This window comes from Novosphingobium sediminicola, assembly GCF_014196525.1.
In the GTDB taxonomy this organism is placed as follows: Bacteria; Pseudomonadota; Alphaproteobacteria; order Sphingomonadales; family Sphingomonadaceae; genus Novosphingobium; species Novosphingobium sediminicola.
On record NZ_JACIDX010000004.1, the window covers coordinates 211,053 to 228,506 of the forward strand.

13 protein-coding genes are annotated in these 17,454 nt (G+C 63.7%); all 13 read right to left on the bottom strand.

Annotation, left to right across the window (positions count from 1 at the left end; all coding sequences use genetic code 11):
- Position 1 precedes the first annotated feature (1 nt).
- The 13 genes from GGR38_RS06805 to GGR38_RS06865 all read right to left on the bottom strand — a co-directional run bounded on the left by GGR38_RS06805 (position 2) and on the right by GGR38_RS06865 (position 17,325).
- Positions 2-1,390 (bottom strand): alpha/beta hydrolase, encoded by a 1,389-nt coding sequence (locus GGR38_RS06805; protein ID WP_221227027.1) that lies wholly within the window; start codon positions 1,388-1,390, stop codon positions 2-4.
- Positions 1,391-1,483: 93 nt separating this feature from the next.
- Positions 1,484-2,626, bottom strand: a complete 1,143-nt coding sequence (locus tag GGR38_RS06810; RefSeq protein WP_183623919.1) for a lactonase family protein — start codon at positions 2,624-2,626, stop codon at positions 1,484-1,486.
- 62 nt (positions 2,627-2,688) lie between these two features.
- Entirely contained in the window at positions 2,689-4,197 is a 1,509-nt protein-coding gene (locus GGR38_RS06815) for a tannase/feruloyl esterase family alpha/beta hydrolase (RefSeq protein ID WP_183623921.1), read from the bottom strand.
- Positions 4,194-4,772, bottom strand: coding sequence for a GlcG/HbpS family heme-binding protein (locus tag GGR38_RS06820; protein WP_183623923.1), 579 nt, complete (start codon positions 4,770-4,772; stop codon positions 4,194-4,196). The genes GGR38_RS06815 and GGR38_RS06820 overlap by 4 nt, the downstream gene beginning before the upstream one ends.
- A gap of 5 nt (positions 4,773-4,777) precedes the next feature.
- Positions 4,778-5,968, bottom strand: coding sequence for a PepSY-associated TM helix domain-containing protein (locus GGR38_RS06825; RefSeq protein ID WP_183623925.1), 1,191 nt, complete (start codon positions 5,966-5,968; stop codon positions 4,778-4,780).
- Positions 5,969-6,052: 84 nt separating this feature from the next.
- The gene (locus GGR38_RS06830; protein WP_183623927.1) at positions 6,053-8,413 is read right to left on the bottom strand and encodes a TonB-dependent receptor; all 2,361 of its coding nucleotides are present in this window, start codon (positions 8,411-8,413) and stop codon (positions 6,053-6,055) included.
- Between the two features lie 31 nt (positions 8,414-8,444).
- On the bottom strand, positions 8,445-9,182 hold the full coding sequence (locus GGR38_RS06835) for a class I SAM-dependent methyltransferase (RefSeq protein WP_183623929.1): 738 nt from the start codon (positions 9,180-9,182) through the stop codon (positions 8,445-8,447).
- Between the two features lie 132 nt (positions 9,183-9,314).
- On the bottom strand, positions 9,315-10,646 hold the full coding sequence (locus GGR38_RS24540) for an ATP-binding protein (protein ID WP_183623931.1): 1,332 nt from the start codon (positions 10,644-10,646) through the stop codon (positions 9,315-9,317).
- On the bottom strand, positions 10,643-11,308 hold the full coding sequence (locus GGR38_RS06845; protein WP_183623933.1) for a response regulator transcription factor: 666 nt from the start codon (positions 11,306-11,308) through the stop codon (positions 10,643-10,645). Before GGR38_RS06845 ends, GGR38_RS24540 begins: the two co-directional genes overlap by 4 nt.
- Before the next feature lie 94 nt (positions 11,309-11,402).
- Positions 11,403-12,674: an MFS transporter gene (locus GGR38_RS06850; protein WP_221227028.1), complete on the bottom strand. Its 1,272-nt coding sequence runs from the start codon at positions 12,672-12,674 to the stop codon at positions 11,403-11,405.
- 8 nt (positions 12,675-12,682) lie between these two features.
- Positions 12,683-13,369 (bottom strand): hypothetical protein, encoded by a 687-nt coding sequence (locus GGR38_RS06855; RefSeq protein ID WP_183623937.1) that lies wholly within the window; start codon positions 13,367-13,369, stop codon positions 12,683-12,685.
- 90 nt (positions 13,370-13,459) lie between these two features.
- Complete coding sequence (locus tag GGR38_RS06860) at positions 13,460-14,398, bottom strand: helix-turn-helix domain-containing protein (protein ID WP_183623939.1); 939 nt, start codon at positions 14,396-14,398, stop codon at positions 13,460-13,462.
- A 155-nt stretch (positions 14,399-14,553) separates the two neighbouring features.
- The gene (locus GGR38_RS06865) at positions 14,554-17,325 is read right to left on the bottom strand and encodes a TonB-dependent receptor plug domain-containing protein (protein ID WP_183623941.1); all 2,772 of its coding nucleotides are present in this window, start codon (positions 17,323-17,325) and stop codon (positions 14,554-14,556) included.
- Positions 17,326-17,454 lie beyond the last annotated feature (129 nt).

Genomic DNA, 17,454 nt, shown 5'->3' on the forward strand with positions numbered 1-17,454 from the left:
TTCAGGGCAGGAAACGCCCCGGCGCGCTGACCCATTGATCGACATAATCGAACAGGTTCTTCACCGTGTCGCCGAACTGGCCCGGCGTCTTTTCGCAGGCCTTGCAAGGCGTATAGCCATGGGTTGCCCCCTCGACAAAGGCGATGGCCTTGTCCTTGCTGGCGGCATGGTCATAGATCGTCTCGGCGGCCAGCCCTTCCCAGCCCCCGGTCATGCCCATGGCCAGCACCGGCACATGGATCTTTTCCACATTGCCCACCGGATTGGCATAATTCGATTGCCAGTCCACACCCTTGATCTCGCTGGTTTCGCCATAGGAAAACTCGGGCGTGGTGCGCGTGGCATAGGATGACAGGTAATTTTCCACCGTCGTGCGCAGCGCCCCGCGCATGAAGGAGGGCGAGAGGTTCTCGCGGCTCATCGGCGGGCGGACCGAATGGATGATCTGGGTCACCACGCTGCCATCGGCGCGGATCAGCGGCCATGGCGCCTTGGAATGTTCAAGCAGGCGGGTGTCTTGCGAATAGAGTTTGTTGTTGAAGCCGATGTACGATGAACCGGCGACGACGAAGATCTCGTCATCGGTGAAATCACCCTTGCCCGCCTTGATGGCTTCCTTGCGCGCCTGCGCGGCCTTCAGGATCGTCATGTTGCGCGCGCTGGCCGCGCTCAGGAACTTCCTGCGAAACTCCTCGCTATAGGTCGAACCGGTGATTTTGAACCCGTTGGCCGGGTTGAACATATCGAGCGCAGGGTTGAGATCGGTGCCCTTGCCGAGGCCCTTGACCGCCGGATCGACGCTGAACAGGGTCATGGCCGATTGGCCCCAATTGGAATCGGCCATCACCATGCCATCGGCGGCGGGCAGACCGGCCAGATCATTAGGGCAGACATGGATCTTTTCCGCGCCCTGACACGAGGCCACCCCGCCCTCGGCGATCATCTGATAGGCGGTCATCACCGTATTGCCGCCCGAATGGCCGAACAGCAGCACCTTTTTCACCCCCGGCTGGGCGCGCAGCCACGCCACCCCCGCCTTGGCCTCAATCAGGATACGGTCGAGCGCGCCATCGTCGAACAGGCCATCCTTGCTGGTCGAATTGTTGGCGCACAAAACCTGATAGCCGCGCCGCGCCAGTTCGGTGCAGGCCGGAAAAGCGGTGTAATCGCCATTGGCATGCATCACGAAAAAGGCGATCTGGTTGCGCGGGCTGACCACGGTGGGCGAAAACAGCACCCCCGGCACGCCCGAGGCCAGCCGCACGAAACGGGCATTATCGGGCGACCACGGCGCCTGCGGCCCCATCTGCGCCTGCGCGCTGCCAGTCCATATCGTCGTCCCGGCCAATACCAGCGCCAATGCCGATGCGATTGCCTTCATCCGCTTCATCCCCGCATAATCCTTTTCTGACGCCCGCCAAAACAAAGGGGCCCGTGGCGCCTATGCACCACGGACCCCAAATCCAGACCAAACGGCGGGGGGTTACAGCCCGCTCATCAACACATGGACCGGCTGTTTCGTCTCCAGACTATGGCCGCTGTCGCTCAGCATCCCCGTCACCGGATTGATGGCCAGAACATTGACCCGGTTGCTGTCGCGATTGGCCGCCAAGAGCCAGCGTCCCGTACCGTCCAGCGTGAAATGCCACGGCATGCGGCCCCCGCTCGACAGACGCTGGATCCGGGTCAGTGCGCCGGTTTTCGGATCGACCTTGTGGACGACGATCGTGCTGTCGCCCCGGTTGGCGACATAGACAAAGCGCCCATTGCGGCTGACGGCCACTTCCGATGCGCTGGCTTCGCCCTTGAAACCAGCGGCATTGGTCGACAGGCTCTGCACCAGCGTCAAGCGCCCCTTGACCGCATCCCATGCCAAAGTATCGACATCCGCGGTCAATTCATCGGCCACATAAAGAACCGGGCGCACCGGGCTCCATGCCATATGGCGCGGACCGGTGCCAAAGGGGGCGACATAATGCTGGGGCGAGGTGGCGTCATAGGCGCCCACCTTGCCGGTCTTGCGATCAAAGGGCAGCACCCAGACACGATCCGAGCCCAGATCGCTGACCAGCGCCCATTTGCCCGAAGGATCGACCGAGACGCCATGGGCATGAGGGCTGCCCTGCCGCTTGTGCGGGCCGGAGCCGATGAATTTGGTCAGCGAGGCCACCGCCCCCAGCGTACCATCGGCCCCCACCGGAATCGTCGCCAGCGAGCCGCCGCCGTAATTGGCCGCCAGCATCGTGCGCGACGGCGCATCATACCACAGATGCGTGGTGCCCCCGCCGCCTGCGCGCACATCGGAAATCTTGTCCAGCGCGCCGGTGGCGGTGTTGACGCGATAGGCCTGCACGCCCCCTTGCGCATCGCCGCCATTGCCCGCTTCCTCGTTGAAGAAGATGACGGGCTGGCCCGGCATGCGCAGCCCCCATGTCGGGCGCGCATTGCCGGCCACCGGGCCGATGCTCTCCAGCGTACCCTTGGCGGGATCGAAACGCGCAGCGGTGATCTTGTCGCCATGCATGCCGATATAGACCAACTGGCCAGCCGGCTTTTGCGCCTGAACCCCGCTGGCCAGCGCCAGACAAAGGCTGGCGCCCAGCAGCGCGCGACGGGTGAAATTCATATCCTTGGCCTTTCCTCATCCGGTATTGCGCGATCATGCCCCGGCGCGGGGGCAAAGGGCGATCAATTCTTTGGCACGGCGCATTGGTAGGAAGCCGAAACCGCCAGATCCCCCGCCCCGCGATAGGTCGGCACATCGGGATAGTAACACAAGGGCTGGGTGCGCCCATGTCGGTTGACTTCGCGCGGGGCGCGGCCTGCCTTACGGTCGACCCATGCGTCAATGGCATCAACCTTGTCCCATGCATCGCAGCCATCCGACCCGGCGCAATGGCCCATGCCGGGGATCACGAACATCCGCGCATAATGATCCGCCTTTTCGCCCAGGTGGGAATGGATACGCTTGAGGTAATCGGCCAGCTCGGCCGGATTGTGATAATCATTGCCTCCGACATAGAGCAGCAACCGTCCCCCGCGCGCAGCAAATGCGGTGAAATCATCATCGACATGGATCAGCGGGGCCAGTCGGTCCGAGGCGGCCTTTACGTCCCGCGCCCAATCCATCGCGGAGGCCCGCCACGCCGGATTTTGAAAGGCGGCATAGCGGAACAGATCGGCCGCATTGATGAATTCGCGCCCGTTGATGAAGGGGCTCCATTCCATCTCCGAACCCCGCGCCGGGCCGGGAAAGATCACCTTGCCCGTTTTCGGCTCCACCGGCCCGCGATAGACCATGCGCACGAAATCCACCTGCCGCGCGGTGAGGCAATCGGCGCGATCGCCCTTTTTGCACGCGATGACGCTCGGATCGAACGCACAATGCGCCGGATCCTCAACATAGCCATAGAGCGCGCCCGCCTCCTTCGCGCAGGCCCGCAGCACCGCGCCATGCAGCGCGGCCAGCTTTTGCGGCGTCAGCGCTCGCCGGGGGTCCTGCGCGATCAGCCAGTTCGGCCACAATTGCGCGGCATTGAATAGGGTGAGCGGATTGGGCGGCGCGCCCGCCACCACGCCGTCATAATCCTGCGGGAAGCGCCGCGCCTCGATCAGCCCCTGAAGGCCGCCCAGCGAGCAGCCGATCCAATAGGCCCGCGCAGGCCCCTTGCCATAGGCCCGCGTGATCAGATCCTTGGCCATCACCGTCATCAGATGGTTGGCCCGCCATGCATAATCGACCAGCACCTCAGGCTTGCCGAGGAGAAACTCTCCTCCCTCGCCCCCCTCATGCCCGGTATCATTGCCCGCCACCGCATAGCCACGCGACAGGCCCGCCAGCATATTGGCATAGGGCAGATCGCCGCCCCAGCCGAAATTGCCCACCCCGATCATCTTGCCGTTCCACCCGCGCAGGGGCAGCCAGACCTCGACCCGGATGGCCGAAACGGCGGAAGGTTTGAGCGTGGCGCGGATGCGGCAAAAACCGGGATTGGGGGCCGAGGGCACCTCGCCGGTGATGCTCATGCCCGAAGATGCGCGCGGCGGCAGGGCAAAAGCGCCCGGATCGACCGCCTGCGCGGTAAGACCCACCGCATCGGGCAAGGCCGTCGCCGCCAGCGCCGCACAATCGCTCATATCCTGCGCCGCGACGGGCATGGCCCAGAGCGCGGCGATCAGCGTAAAGAACCTTCTCACAACCGCCCCTTCACCGCCGCCGCGCCTGCGGCCGCGCAAACCTCATCCTGCTGCGCGGTCGCACCGCTGACGCCGATCGCGCCCACCAGCCTGTCGCCCGCCATCAGCGGCACCGCGCCAGGAAACACCACCATCCATGGCTTTACCCGCGCCGCCATCGCCGCATCGCCCTGTTGCAGGCGGGCCTGCACCGCCGAAGTCGGCATGGCAAAGGCAACAGCGGCGGCATTCTTGCGCGATCCGGAGTAAATCCGTCCCGGCCGCGCCCCATCCATCGTCATGCCCAGCAACAGATGCCCGCCCGCATCCGACACCGCGACGCCCACCTCATGCGCATCACGCGCGCATTGGGCCAGCGCCGCCTCCGCCGCGATCAACGCCACCGCGCGCGAGGGCGCGGCAATATTCTCACGCGGGGGTTCGGGCGGGCGGGCGCTGTCGGGGCGCGGCGGGCGCAGCATGGCGGCCATCGGCGGGGGCGGCATATCATCGGGCATCGCGGTGGAGGCAGTTTCCTGCGCCCCCGCCATCGAAGCGGCGCCCAGAAGAGCCAAAGCCAGAGCCTTGATCTGCATGATCCTCAACCTTTCCAGAAAAAGCCGGGCCGACCGCCACCGCGCCGCCGCAACCACATTTCAAAATACATCCATACCCCCGAAATCGAGAGATAGATCAGCGCAAAGCCCGAGATCAGCGCCATCAAACGCGCCGGGATTCCAAACATATAGCCCGAATGGAAATGCTTGATCGCCTCATGCATATCCATGCCGAAGGGAAACTGGCTGCTGGGATAGCCGGGCTCTTCCAGATCCTGCGGACGGCCCGTGGCGGTGTCATAGACGATCTGGCGGGTGACTGTTTCACGTGTGACAATCACGCCCTGACGATAGCCGTAATAGTCGCGCAGGCGGATCGAGCGCATCGCCACCCCCGGCTCGCCCTTGGCAAAAGCCGTCAGCGTGGCCGCCAGCATCGGTTGCACGGCGGCGGCGGGCAAAGGTGCGGTTTCATGGCGCGGCGGGCGGGGCACGAATGTGTGCCATGTGCTTTCAAACCCGATCAGCGTGCCCGACACCGCCATCACGATGACAAAAACACCCGATCCCGTAGCGATCACCCGGTGCAGCGCGCGCCACTTGCCCCCCGCCATCCAGAAAGGATTGGGCCGCTTGATCTTGCGCCTTTGCCGATACAGGCGGATGTAATAGGTCAGCCCGGTATAGATCAGCACGCAAAGCGCGATACCGGCGGCCAGCTCGATATAGACTGCGGGCTTGTCGCCATGGCCGATCTTGACCGAAGGGCCCCAGAAACGGTGCCATTCCTTCATCATCTGGCGCAGCGAAGGGGGCGGGTTGAAGGGCTTCATGTCGATGGGCGCGGCATCGGTGCCGCTCAACGCATCGACCGCCTTCCATACCTTGCCATATTGCCCCTGACCGATCACGCGACCATTATCCACGCGCAGGTCGATGGCATCGGGATCGCGCCCCGGCATCTGGCGCGCCAATCCGGCCTGAACCGTGGCAAAGGCGCGGGGAATATCCAGCCCCACCGGCAAAGCGTCGCCGCCAAAATCCCGCGCGATCACCGCATTATACGGGCCATTGCCGAATTTGCCCTCGTTGATCGACTGCATCGTGACATCGGTTTCGGGCGCGCCGCCCGCCACCGCCCCCAGATCGAGGATTTCCATCAGGCTGCCCGTGGCGGCGATGAACAGCATCAGCGGGGCCACGATGATCGCCAGAATGCGGTGAATGGGTTTCATGTTCGAGCAGATCCGTTCGGCAGGAAAAAAGGGCCGCCCCGCGCGGTGCAGATGACCATGCGAGGCGGCCTAGGAGGCAAGGGTTCAGAACCGGACCGTGGCCCGCACGCCAAAGGTGCGCGGCAGGTTCACGCGGACCCACTGGCCATCGGCGCCCCAGCCCGGCTGCGGCGTGGTGGGCGCGCTTTGCAACTGCACCTTGTTTTCCAGATTGCGCACATAGGCATCGAGCGAGAACTTGCCGCCGTTGGCAGTGTAGCCCAGCGTCAGATCGGTGCGCGTATAGGCGCGCTGGCGATATTGCTGGGGCAGCGCGGTATAGGCGCCGGTAAACGGATTGCCCGTGCCGCCCAGATCGCTCAGCCAGTAGCCATCGGAAAACTTGGTGTTGAAACCCGCCTTGATGAAGCCGCCATCGGCCAATTGGAACTTGTGGTCATAGGCCACCGTGCCCGAAACGCCCGGCACGCGATCCAGCGAACGTCCGCCCCAGTTGACCTGATTGGAAAACACAAAGCCCACACGGGCGGCATCCGGCCCATTGTTGAACTTGGCCTTTTCCAGGCTGAGCGAGAGGTTGAACGTGTCATTCGCGCTCGGTTTCCAGGTCAGCTCGTTTTCCCAGCCATACATCGTGGCCGGCGCCAGCGAGGTATAGATCACCACGCCCACCGCCCCGATGCTGGTCAGCGCCAGGAAGGTCGCGCCGGTCAGCTGATATTTCGAATAATCGTAATAATAAGCGCTGGTATTATAGCTGAGCGTGGGGGTGATCCGGCCCTTGAACCCGGCCTCATAGGCGGTCACGCGCTCGGCGCCATAGGTGCCGGTGGTCTTGGTGGTGGCGGTGGGATCGATGTCGTTGAAGCCGCCGCCCTTATAGCCGGTGGCCACCGAGGCATAGACCATCATACGCGGGGTGATCTGATAATCGGCGCCCACGCGCCATGTGAACGCGCTGGTCGAATTGACGCCGGTGTCGGGCTGCGACTGGGCCGTGCTGACGCAGGGCGCGGGCGGGGCGCAAGGGGCACCGGTTGCCGTCAACCAGCCACCAGCAGGCGCAGGCCCGGCCGAGAGCAGCGCATAGCGCGCCATATCGTCCTTGGAATAACGCCCGCCAAAGGTCAGCTTCAACTTGTCATTCACATGATAGTTGATCTGGCCGAACACGCCCTTGGACGTGTGGATATTGGGGCCCACAATATGCGGATTGGGGGCGTTGCAGCCGGTCGTGCTGGGCTGGGCCACACAGGTGGCGGTGGCCTGCGTCTGCCAGTTGAGGTCAGACTCATTGTTATATTCGTGGATGTAATTGGCGCCCAGCACATAGTCCAGCCGCCCCGGCGTGGCGTTCGACAGGCGCAATTCATGGCTGTCGGTGGTCAGATGCGAGGAATATTGCGTCCAGCTATAGGCCCCCGAATCCGCCGAGCCATTGACCGAGGGGTCGGTGTTATCCTCGCCATGCCACCACATATGCGCGCCGTCATAGGTCACGCGCACCGGGCCAAGGTCAAAGCCGAGTTCCGCATTCACGCCCGCGAAATTGTCATTGGCCCCCTGCGATCCGGCAAAGGGATTGTAATAGACCTTGAACCGGTCCGCGCCCGAGGCCTGCGTCACGCGCGAATAGATCACCGTGCCGCTGCTGTCCGCCCCGCCGACATGACCGAACGTGCCGGTCAGCACCAGCGAACCATTGTTGCCGAAATCATACTTACCGGTGATGCGCGCGGCCCAGTTGTTTTCCGCGCCCAGCGGGGCCTGACGCATCGAGCCGGCAAAGGTGTTCGTGCCCAGCACCGGCTGGATGAACCCTTCGCGGCTGTTCGAGGTGACGGCGGCGCGCAGGGCGAAGCTGTCGGTGACGGGCAGGTTGACCATCGCGTCAAACCGGCGCGTGTTATAATTGCCCAGCTCAGCCGAGGCCGAGGCGGCGAAATCATGCGTGGGCTTGGCGGTAATCACATTGATCGCGCCGCCGGTCGCACTCTTGCCATAAAGCGTGCCCTGCGGCCCGCGCAGCACCTCGACCCGGTCCAGATCGAAGAAGGCCAGCCCCATCAATTGCGGGCGGCCCACCGGGATGCCATCGGTGCTGAAGACGATATCCTGTTCGCCCTTGGATGTGATGTCGGTGGTTGTCACGCCGCGCACCGAGATCGACACGCCATGGGCAGCCGAACCGATTTCCAGCCCCGGCGTCACCGCCGACAGGTTGGACACATTGGTGACACCCTTTTCCTTCAGCTGCTCGCCGGAAAAGACGCTGAGCGCGATCGGCACTTTCGAGGCCACGCTGGCGGTTTTCTGGGCGGTGACGATGATTTCGTCGGTGTTCTGCGCGCCGGTGTTCTGTTCAGCGGCCATCGCGGGCATGGCCAGCGTCAGCACCGCCAGCGCGGCGCTTGCCGTCAGCGTGCTTCTGATCGTGGAATTCATATCTCTCCCCTTCCTTGTTTATTCTGTAAAATCAGTCTTTGCGCGCCATCATCAGCACGGTGTCCAATCGGCTCCACACCACGCGCACCGAGCCGAAACCGGCCTCGCGCATGGCGGCGATCTGTTCTTCCAGGCTGGGCGTGATGAAATCGGGATGGTGGACCGGCGGGCCTTCCTGCTTGGCGGCCAGGTCCAGCGCAATCATCGTCTCGCGCGCCTTGCCAAGACGCGCGGCCCAGCGCGGATCGGCGCGGGTGTGGTCGATCACCGCGATCCAGCCCCCCGATGGCAGCATCGCATAGGCGCGCTTGTGAAAGGCGCGGATGCCGTCGAGATTCTGATGGATGGTCAGCCATGAGGACAGCAGCACATCGACCCCATCGGGCACGCAACCCAGCGAAAGATCGCGCGAAGCGCAGCCGATGCGATAGGACAACCGGTCGCCATAGCGGGCAAAGCGATGCTGGGCGTTGATCTGGTTATTATCGACCGGCTCGGTCCACTGGCCATGGGCCTGCGGGAATTGCGCCATGAAGGCTTCGAGAAATTCGCCGGTGAACGATCCGACATCGACCACCGATTTGGGGCTGGTTCCATCGGCGGCAACAATCGCGGCGGCCAGACGGCGCGCCTCGCCCAGATGGTCGATATGGCCGCCCGGATTCATCGGCTCAAAGGGTACGGGGACATTGGCGTCGGCGGCCATGACCGGCCCGGCCCCAACGCAGCCGGCCAGCAAGGCGGCCGCCATAATTGCGCGAAATCCCATATCTCTCCCTTTTCACGTACCTGCGCGATGCGCGGCCGGTTGGTGAAAAGGGGATTAGCGCAAGGGGCCAAACCGAACCCAAATGGCGGGGGAGCCCGCGAATTTTTACGAAAAACCTTTGGAAACGCGCGATTATATCCGGCGCGGCAGGGTCAGTACCGCGCGCAGGCCACCCATCCGCTCCGAAGGCTCCAGCGCCAGATGGCCGCCATAGAGCTGCGCCAGCTCACCCACGATGCCCAGACCCAGCCCATAGCCCTGCCCGCTTTCATCCAGCCGGGTGCCCAGCGTCAGGGCCTGCGCGATGGCCTCGGGCGGAATGCCCGGCCCGTCATCCTCGACCATCACCGCCACCATTGCCCCCTGCACCTGCGCACTCAGACGCACATGGGCGCGGGAAAAGCGGCAGGCATTGTCGAGCAGATTGCCCAGCATCTCGTCCAGATCCTCCGGGTCCACCGCCAGCATTTGCGCCGCGCTGTCCTCCACGGCAATCGCCTTGCCCTCGTGCAGATGGTGCAGCGCATCGCTCAACACGCGCGCCACCGCGCCCAGATCGGCGCTGGCGCGATCGCCGGTTGAGCGCGCCGCCGCCCTTGCGCGATTCAGGTGATGGTCGATCCTTCGCGCCATTTCGGCCACCAGCGCGCGGCTCTCCGCGCTCGCCCCCTCGCGCGCCAATTTCAGCGTCAGCGTGGCCAAAGGCGTTTTCAGCCCATGCGCCAGATTGCCGACATGGTGGCGGGCATGTTCCAGCCCCGCCTCGTTCTGATCGAGCAGCGCGTTCAATTCCGCCGCAAAGGGCGCCAGTTCGCGCGGCTGCCCCCCCGGCAGGCGGCGCAAACGCCCCTCGCGCACCAGCCCCACCGCATCGCGCAGGCGGAACACTGGCTTCAGGCTGTAGAACAATTGCAGATAGGCCACCACCAGCAGCGCCACGCTCATCAGCGCCAGCGCCACCTGAGTCGGGGTGATCGCGGCATCCATCGCCTCGACCACCAATTGCCGGGGCGCGAAAACGGTGATGCGATAGAGGTGATTGTGCAGCACCACATCCTTGCGCCGCACATGCATCTCCACCCCGGCGCGCGAACGGCCGATGCCAGTATAGATGGTGCCGGTGTGGATCGCCGCGCCATCGCCCGATTTCCACACCACCCGCCCCGGATCGAGCACCGCGCCATAGGCCTGAAGCGCCCCGTCCGATTCCACCCGCCATCCCCATTGCAGGGGCGCGTTCTGGAAATGGGGCAACAGGCGCAGATTGGCGTTTTCGACCCGCCCATCGGGCCGGATCGCATTTTGCAGCAGGTCGATCTGGGTATCGATGCGCGCGTCCAGATTCTGCGTAACCGTATTCGACAGGATCGCCCGGTTGACCAGCAGCGTCAGCGCAATCACCACCACGATCATCACGCCCGCGGCAATGATGAAACGCGCGCGCAGCGACAGGCTGGATTTCACTGATCGGCGCCCACCAGCCGATAGCCCAGCCCGCGCACGGTTTCGATCATCTCATTGCCGATCTTGCGCCGGATGCGCCCGATGATGACCTCCAACGACTGGAAATTCACCTCGGCGTCGAATTCATAGACATGTTCGGCCAGTTCCATGCGCGGCACCACCAGATTTTTGCGCAGGATCAGCGAGGAGAGCACCCGCGCCTCAAAGGCGGTCAGGCGGCATTGCTGCCCATGAAAGGTGAAGGCCCCGCTATGCGTGTCATAGACCAGCGCGCCGCAGCGGATGCGCGAGGAGGCATGGCCCTGCGAACGGCGGATGAGAGCGCGCAGCCGCGTCACCACCTCTTCGGGCAGGAAGGGCTTGGTCAGATAATCATCGGCCCCGGCCTGAAACCCGGCCGCCTTGTCCGACCATGTAGAGCGCGCCGTCAGCACCAGCACCGGCACCGCGCAGGCGTCCGCGCGCCACTTTTCCAATACGCTCAGCCCATCCTCGCCCGGCAGGCCGAGATCGAGCACCACCGCATCATAATGCTCGGTGCTGCCCAGATGGCCGATGTCGACGCCATTATCGGCCACATCGACCACGAAATTATCGGCGCGCAGCACATGGGCCAGTTCATTGGCCAATTGCCCGTCATCCTCGCCCACCAGCACGCGCATGGGTTTCTCCCTGCCTATGATCCCGCCACGGGTCTTAGGGGAAATTCACGCGCGCGCCCCATTCAAAAACTGTCCGGCCCCGATGGAAAGAGGTTCAGGCCGGATTGGGCAGGCGCTCGACCCGATTGACGACAAAGGCATAGGAGGCCGCGCCAAGACAGGCCATCGCCCCGATAAAGATCAGGCCGATGAAGAAGGACCCCGTCCGCCCCACCGTCATGCCGATGATGATCGGCGTAACGATCCCGGCCAGATTGGTGCAAAGGTTGAACAGCCCCCCCGTCAGCCCCGCCAGTCGCGTGGGCGCGATTTCCGACACCAAAGTCCAGCCCAGATTGGACATGCCCTGCCCGAAAAAGGCGATGCTCATCACCGCAATCACGGCGGCGTCGCTTTCCAGCCAGATGGCCAGAATGATGAGGGTAGAGAGCATCAGCCCGGTAATCACCGGCGCCTTGCGCGCCGCCGCCAGCGAGACACCGCCACGCAGCAGCCGGTCCGAAGCCTGCCCCCCGGCCAGCACGCCCAGCGAGGCCGCCATAAAGGGCACCATCGCGTAAACGCCCGCTTTCAGCCAATCCATATGCCGCTCGCTGGCCAGATAGGTGGGAAACCAGGTGAGGAAAAAGACCAAAGTGGAATTGGTGGCAAATTGGCCGATCGAGGCGCCGATGATGCTGCGCTGGCGCAGCAGATAGGCGACATCGCTCCAGCGGAAGGGGCGCGGGGGTTCGGATTGGGTGGCCCCGCCATCGGCCTGAATCAGGGCCAGTTCGGCCTCGTTCACGCCCGGATGCTCCGCCGGATCGCGATAGAGCCGGTGCCATACCAGCCCATAACCGATCCCGATCCCGCCCACGATCCAGAACAAGGCGCGCCAGCCCCAATGGCTGGCCATCCAGAACAGGACCGGGCTGCAAAAGGCGATGCCGAAATACATGCCGACCGAATAGATCGAATTGGCCCGCGCCCGCTCGCCGCGCGGGAACCATGCGATCAGCACGCGGCTGTTGGCGGGAAAGCACGGCGCCTCGGCCGCGCCCAGCCCAAGGCGCACCGCGATCAGCGCCCAGCCGCCGCGCACCATGCCCTGCATCACCGTGCAGGCCGACCAGATAGAGAGCGATAGCGCATAGGTCAGCCGGGTGCCGAAGCGGTCGAGGAAGATTCCCCCCGGCACCTGCGCCAGCGCATAACTCCACGAAAAGGCGGCAAAGACCACGCCCATCATCTCCGGCCCCAACCCCAGCTCGCGGCTCATGGCGGGGGCGGCCACGCCCATCAGCGTGCGGTCGAGATAATTGAGCGCGGTGGCCAAGGCGACCAGCGCCAGCATCGCGTAACGCTTGCGGGTCGGTTTCCCCACCTGCGCCTTCATTGCGCGTCCCGCTTTTCCAGCGTGTAGGCCACATCATAGGCCTGCGCCAAAGGCTCGGCAAAACCGGCCTGTTCAACCGCAGCCACCATGGCGCCCTGCGCCGCGCTCGCCTCGGCCAGTCCCATGCATTCGGCCAGGATGACCAGATCAAAGGGCGGCTCGCTCATCGGCGGGCGCAATTCGGTTTCGGAGGTGCGGATTTCGGAAAAATCGGGCCGGGCGGCGGCCAGATGCACCGATGTCACCTGCGGCATGGCATTAATCGCGGCCAGCGCGGGAGCCAGCGCGCGATGCCCCGCATCCTCATCCATCCCGGCGGGCAGGCGCAGGCGCAGCGACACCAGCGCCCCCCCCACCCCGCGCCCGCCGGTTTCCAGCACTTCACACGCCATGCGCAGGAAATTGCGGAAATGGGGCGCGATGGACTGGGTCCATTCGGTGGGGAAATTCAGGCTGTGGGCATAATCATCGGCCACGAAACCGGCCAGATCAGCCCCTTCATACAGGGTGAAATAGGTCTGGCGATCCAGCCCCCGGTTCACCCCCCGGCGCGAGCGGCGAAACCCGGCGTGGTCCAGTCGCTCGGGCATATGCTGATGCGTGTGCCACTGGTGGTAATCATCATCGCCCTGCGCCGTGATGTCATGCCACATGATGATGAATGCGCGACCTTTGAGCGCCATGGTCTCCCCTTTATGCTTGCCTTGTTGATGCCCGGTCTATCAACAAGGCGGGGCGGCGGCGCTGCTTGTGTGCGAACAATTGCTTGGTTCTCAGTGCAAGGGTTGCGCATGGCGCCATTGCCCCGGCGTCTGGCCGACATGGGCCTTGAAGCGGCGGGAAAAATGGCTGGGGTCGCAAAAGCCCGAACGCCAGCCGATTTCCGACACTGACAATTCGGCAAAACGCGGGTCTTTCAGCAAGGCGCAAGCATGTTGCAGACGCACCGCAAACAGTTCCTGCACATAGGTCGTGCCCTCCTGCGCGAGAATTTTGTGCAGATAACGCGGCGAGATCGCCACCTCGGCGGCGACACAGGCGGCGTCCAGCTCGTGCTCGAAAAAGCGGTTCTGGATCGCGGTGCGGATGCGGCGGTAAAGCTGGCGCGTGTGGTTCGACAGGCGGCTCTCATTGGCCCCCAGCATCAGCGCCAGCGCCCCGCCGATCTGTTGCGTGCAAAGCCTGCGCCATGCCTCATCGCCGCGATCATCGCGGATCGCCTCGGTCAGGGTCGCCTCCAGCACGGCATGCCACGGATCGCCCGCGCGCACTGGCCGCGCCACCGCCGCCTCGGGCGAGGGCAGCCAGCAGCGCACCCATTCGATCGGCAGGCGCGCCACGATATGCTCCGACCCATGCTCGGCCGTCACGCTGTAGGGCTGGCGATTGTCGAGCAGCACCATGTCGCCCGGCCCCAGATCGACCCGGCGGCCATAATGATCGACCTGCCATGCGCCGCTGCGGATCCAGTTGAGGTTGAGATGGGGCTGGCGTTCACGCGCCGCCGCGCCTTGCGAGCGCACCACGCTATGAGCGCTGCCGATGGAAATGGTGCTCAGTTTAAGCGGGCCAAGGTCATGCTGCTGCATGCTGGCCGCCACGCCCTCATCCTTGCTGGTAAAGTCCAGTTCAAAGATCGCCTCACAGATCGCCTCACGCCAGTAAACCAGATGGTTCACTTCGGCATGGGTGTCGGTGGACCATGAACGCATGGCATTTCTCCCGCAATTTTCCGGCATTTTTGCCTCTATCCTCTGTGGTCTCAGCCTAACGCAGGCCGAGCCTCCTGACAATCTGTGTTCACATTGGTACACAAAATAGCCCCGACAGACAGGCTGTCGGGGCCAAGGGTGGATTATTGCCGTGCTCAAAACTTGTGGCTGATTTCAAAGGTCCAGATGCGGCCCCAGACATTGTGGTTGTTGGTATCCACCGCATTGGTGCCCGACAGCACAATGGGCGGGACCTTGTCGGTCAGGTTCTGCACCCCCAGCGCCAGCCGCGTGCCGCTCAGCCAGCGATGGTTCTCGCCAAATTCATAGCCCAGATTGCCGTCGAACGTGGTCCAAGCCGGGATCTGCGTATCGGGCAGCTTCACGCCCGCCACGGTGATCGTGGCATTGTTGAGATAGGAGCCGACATAATTGGCCGCGACATTGGCGTTAAACCCATCCTTGCGCCAGGACACCGAGGCCCGCCCGCGCGAGGACACCTGAAAACCGAACGTATCGAGCGCATTGAACAACGCCCCGGTCGGCGTCAGGCTCTTTTGCAGGTTCAGGATCTTGGTAAAGCTGCCGTCGAAGGCAAAGGTGCCCGCCTTGGTTTCCAGACGATAGTTCAGCGTAAAGTCCAGCCCGCTCTGCTTCACATTGCCAAGGTTCTGCGTGCCGCCATTGACGATCCCGGTCAGCGTGCAATCATTGATCGTGCTGGGGGTAAATACCGCATTCTTGTCGTTCAGGAAGGGCAGATAGGCCGGATTATAGGTCGCGTAATTGCCGTTGACGCAGGTGCTGGGCTGGGGCGCGACGATGAAGTAATCCTTGAACAATTCGCGGTTGGCCGGGCTGGAGAGGACCAGCGCATTGGTCGCCGTCTGGTTGGGCAGGCTCTCGATGCGGTTCTTGTAATTGACGTTGTAATAGGTGACGCCGAATTTCAGATTGGGCGTAAACGAAGGCGTCAGATCCAGCCCCAGCGACCAGACCGTCGCCGATTCCGGCTTCAGCCCCGCCGTATTTCCGGTGCGGTTCAGCACCGCGCTCTGCCCCGTGCTCGACAGCGTGACGGGCACCGAGGGATCATTGGCGCCATTGGCGATATAGGCGCGATTGGTCTGGCCCACGGTGGCCGGATTGCTTTCGATCAGCGTGGGTGCACGGAAGGATGTGCCCCAACTGCCGCGCAGCTTGACCCCGCCCGTCGGCTGCCAGTTCAGCCCGAATTTGGGATTGGCCGTAGTGCCGAAATCGGAATATTTGTCCCATCGCACCGCCGCGCTCAGATCGAGCCGGTCAAAGCCGGGGATGCGGTTGGCCGAACCGAACACCGGAATAAACGCTTCGCCATAGGCCGAGGAGACATGACGCCCGCTCTTGGTGCTGCGCGACACCTGCCATGCGTTTTGCAGGTTGAGTTTGTTTTGCGCCAACAGCCAGAACCAATATTCAGTATATTCCCCGCCCACGGCCACCTTGACCGATCCGGCGGGCAGATCAAACAGCGCCCCGCTGATCTTGGTGCCGAAATCGGCGGTGCGGAATTTGGCCTCCTGCAGGAAACCGCCGATCAGCATGTCGGCCCCGCTCTGCTGCCCCGCCAGATAGGGGTTGAAGGTCGAATAATAGCTGGGCGTATTGGCGATGGCGGCGGCGATGGTGGTGTTGGCCTGGGGCTGACACACGTTGCACCCGGACGAGAAGCCGTAGGAGGCATAGGTCGTCCAGTCGAAGGTCTTGAAGATGCGGGTCTTATATTCCAGCGTGGAGTTGAACGTTTCCTCCTTGTTGCGCTGGGTCAGGTCGTAATTGGCGTAATTGAGGCCCAGATTATAGACCAGCGTCTCGTTGCCTGTGGTCAGGCCGGGGATATACCAGGGGCTGCTGGGGGTCAGGTTGATCGAGATATTGGGCAGGGCCTCCTGCGCGCGGGCGGAATTTTCGCGGCGGTTGTAATTGACCGTGCCGCTCAGCTCGCCCGCGCCGATGGTCTGATGGGCCTTGAGCAGCACGCTGATCTGTTTGCGGCTGGAAAAGTAGTCATACATGTCCGCCGGATCGGCCAGCGTGGGATTGCCCTTCAGCGCCGTCACCTGCGCGGCGGAGGGCACCGCGCCATTGGTGGCGGGCAGGCCGTAAACCGTGCTGCCGATGATCAGCGCGCCGGGCGTTCCGGGAAACACCGTGGTGCCGATCAGATTGTTGTTATTGCCGCCAAAGCTGCGCAGATCATTGCGCAGATAATCGCGCGCGGCGCGCTTGACCGGGTCGCGGTCGGTATAGCTGAAGCCCAGCATGAAGCCACCCTCGCTCCACCGATGGCCCAGCACACCTTCAAACGCACGCTGGTCATAGAGCGTGTGATTATAGCGGCCTGTGATCTCCAGCCCTTCATAATCCTTGCGCAGCACATAGTTGACCACGCCCGCCACCGCGTCCGACCCGTAAATGGCCGAGGCGCCGTCGGTGACGACTTCAACCCGCTCGATCGCGGCAAAGGGGATGACCGAAGGATCGGGGATCTGCGAAATCACCCCCTGCGGCGCCCAGCGATGGCCATCAAACAGCAGCAACGTGGCATTGTTGCCAAGGCCGCGCAGGTTGACGCCCTGTTGCCGCCCGCCGGTCGAATTCTGGCTGGTGCCAAGGCTGGAGCCCTGCGGCAATTGCGCGATCAATTGCGCGGTGTCACGCACCCCGCTGGCCACAAGGCTGGCGCGGTCCATCGTCACCGTGGCCGAGCCGACCGGGGCCACGCCCTTGATCGCGGTGCCCGTCACGATGATTTCGGCATCCTGTTTGATCGAGGATTCAGCGGCCCCGCGTCCGGTGATGTCCTGTGCATGCGCCGCGCCCGCCATGGCCAGCGCCAGATAGGAAATGCCAAAAGCCGCGCGGCCTGTCTGCCCGATCTTCATCCTGTCCCCCTTGTTGATGTCCGGTTGTTTTGCCGGATTATGATCCCGGCATACGCCCGCCCGTCCCCTGCGCCCCTAGCTGCGAAGGCCCCAATCTCTGGACTGAGACTGCACAGGCGGGGACCGGGC

Excerpts from the sequence above, each read along its gene's own strand:
- GGR38_RS06805 (WP_221227027.1), bottom strand. The coding sequence starts at position 1,390 with ATGAAGCGGATGAAGGCAATCGCATCGGCATTGGCGCTGGTATTGGCC.
- GGR38_RS06825 (WP_183623925.1), bottom strand. The coding sequence starts at position 5,968 with ATGAAACCCATTCACCGCATTCTGGCGATCATCGTGGCCCCGCTGATG.
- GGR38_RS06860 (WP_183623939.1), bottom strand. The coding sequence starts at position 14,398 with ATGCGTTCATGGTCCACCGACACCCATGCCGAAGTGAACCATCTGGTT.
- GGR38_RS06820 (WP_183623923.1), bottom strand. The coding sequence starts at position 4,772 with ATGCAGATCAAGGCTCTGGCTTTGGCTCTTCTGGGCGCCGCTTCGATG.
- GGR38_RS06810 (WP_183623919.1), bottom strand. The coding sequence starts at position 2,626 with ATGAATTTCACCCGTCGCGCGCTGCTGGGCGCCAGCCTTTGTCTGGCG.
- GGR38_RS06835 (WP_183623929.1), bottom strand. The coding sequence starts at position 9,182 with ATGGGATTTCGCGCAATTATGGCGGCCGCCTTGCTGGCCGGCTGCGTT.
- GGR38_RS06855 (WP_183623937.1), bottom strand. The coding sequence starts at position 13,369 with ATGGCGCTCAAAGGTCGCGCATTCATCATCATGTGGCATGACATCACG.
- GGR38_RS06830 (WP_183623927.1), bottom strand. The coding sequence starts at position 8,413 with ATGAATTCCACGATCAGAAGCACGCTGACGGCAAGCGCCGCGCTGGCG.
- GGR38_RS06845 (WP_183623933.1), bottom strand. The coding sequence starts at position 11,308 with ATGCGCGTGCTGGTGGGCGAGGATGACGGGCAATTGGCCAATGAACTG.
- GGR38_RS06865 (WP_183623941.1), bottom strand. The coding sequence starts at position 17,325 with ATGAAGATCGGGCAGACAGGCCGCGCGGCTTTTGGCATTTCCTATCTG.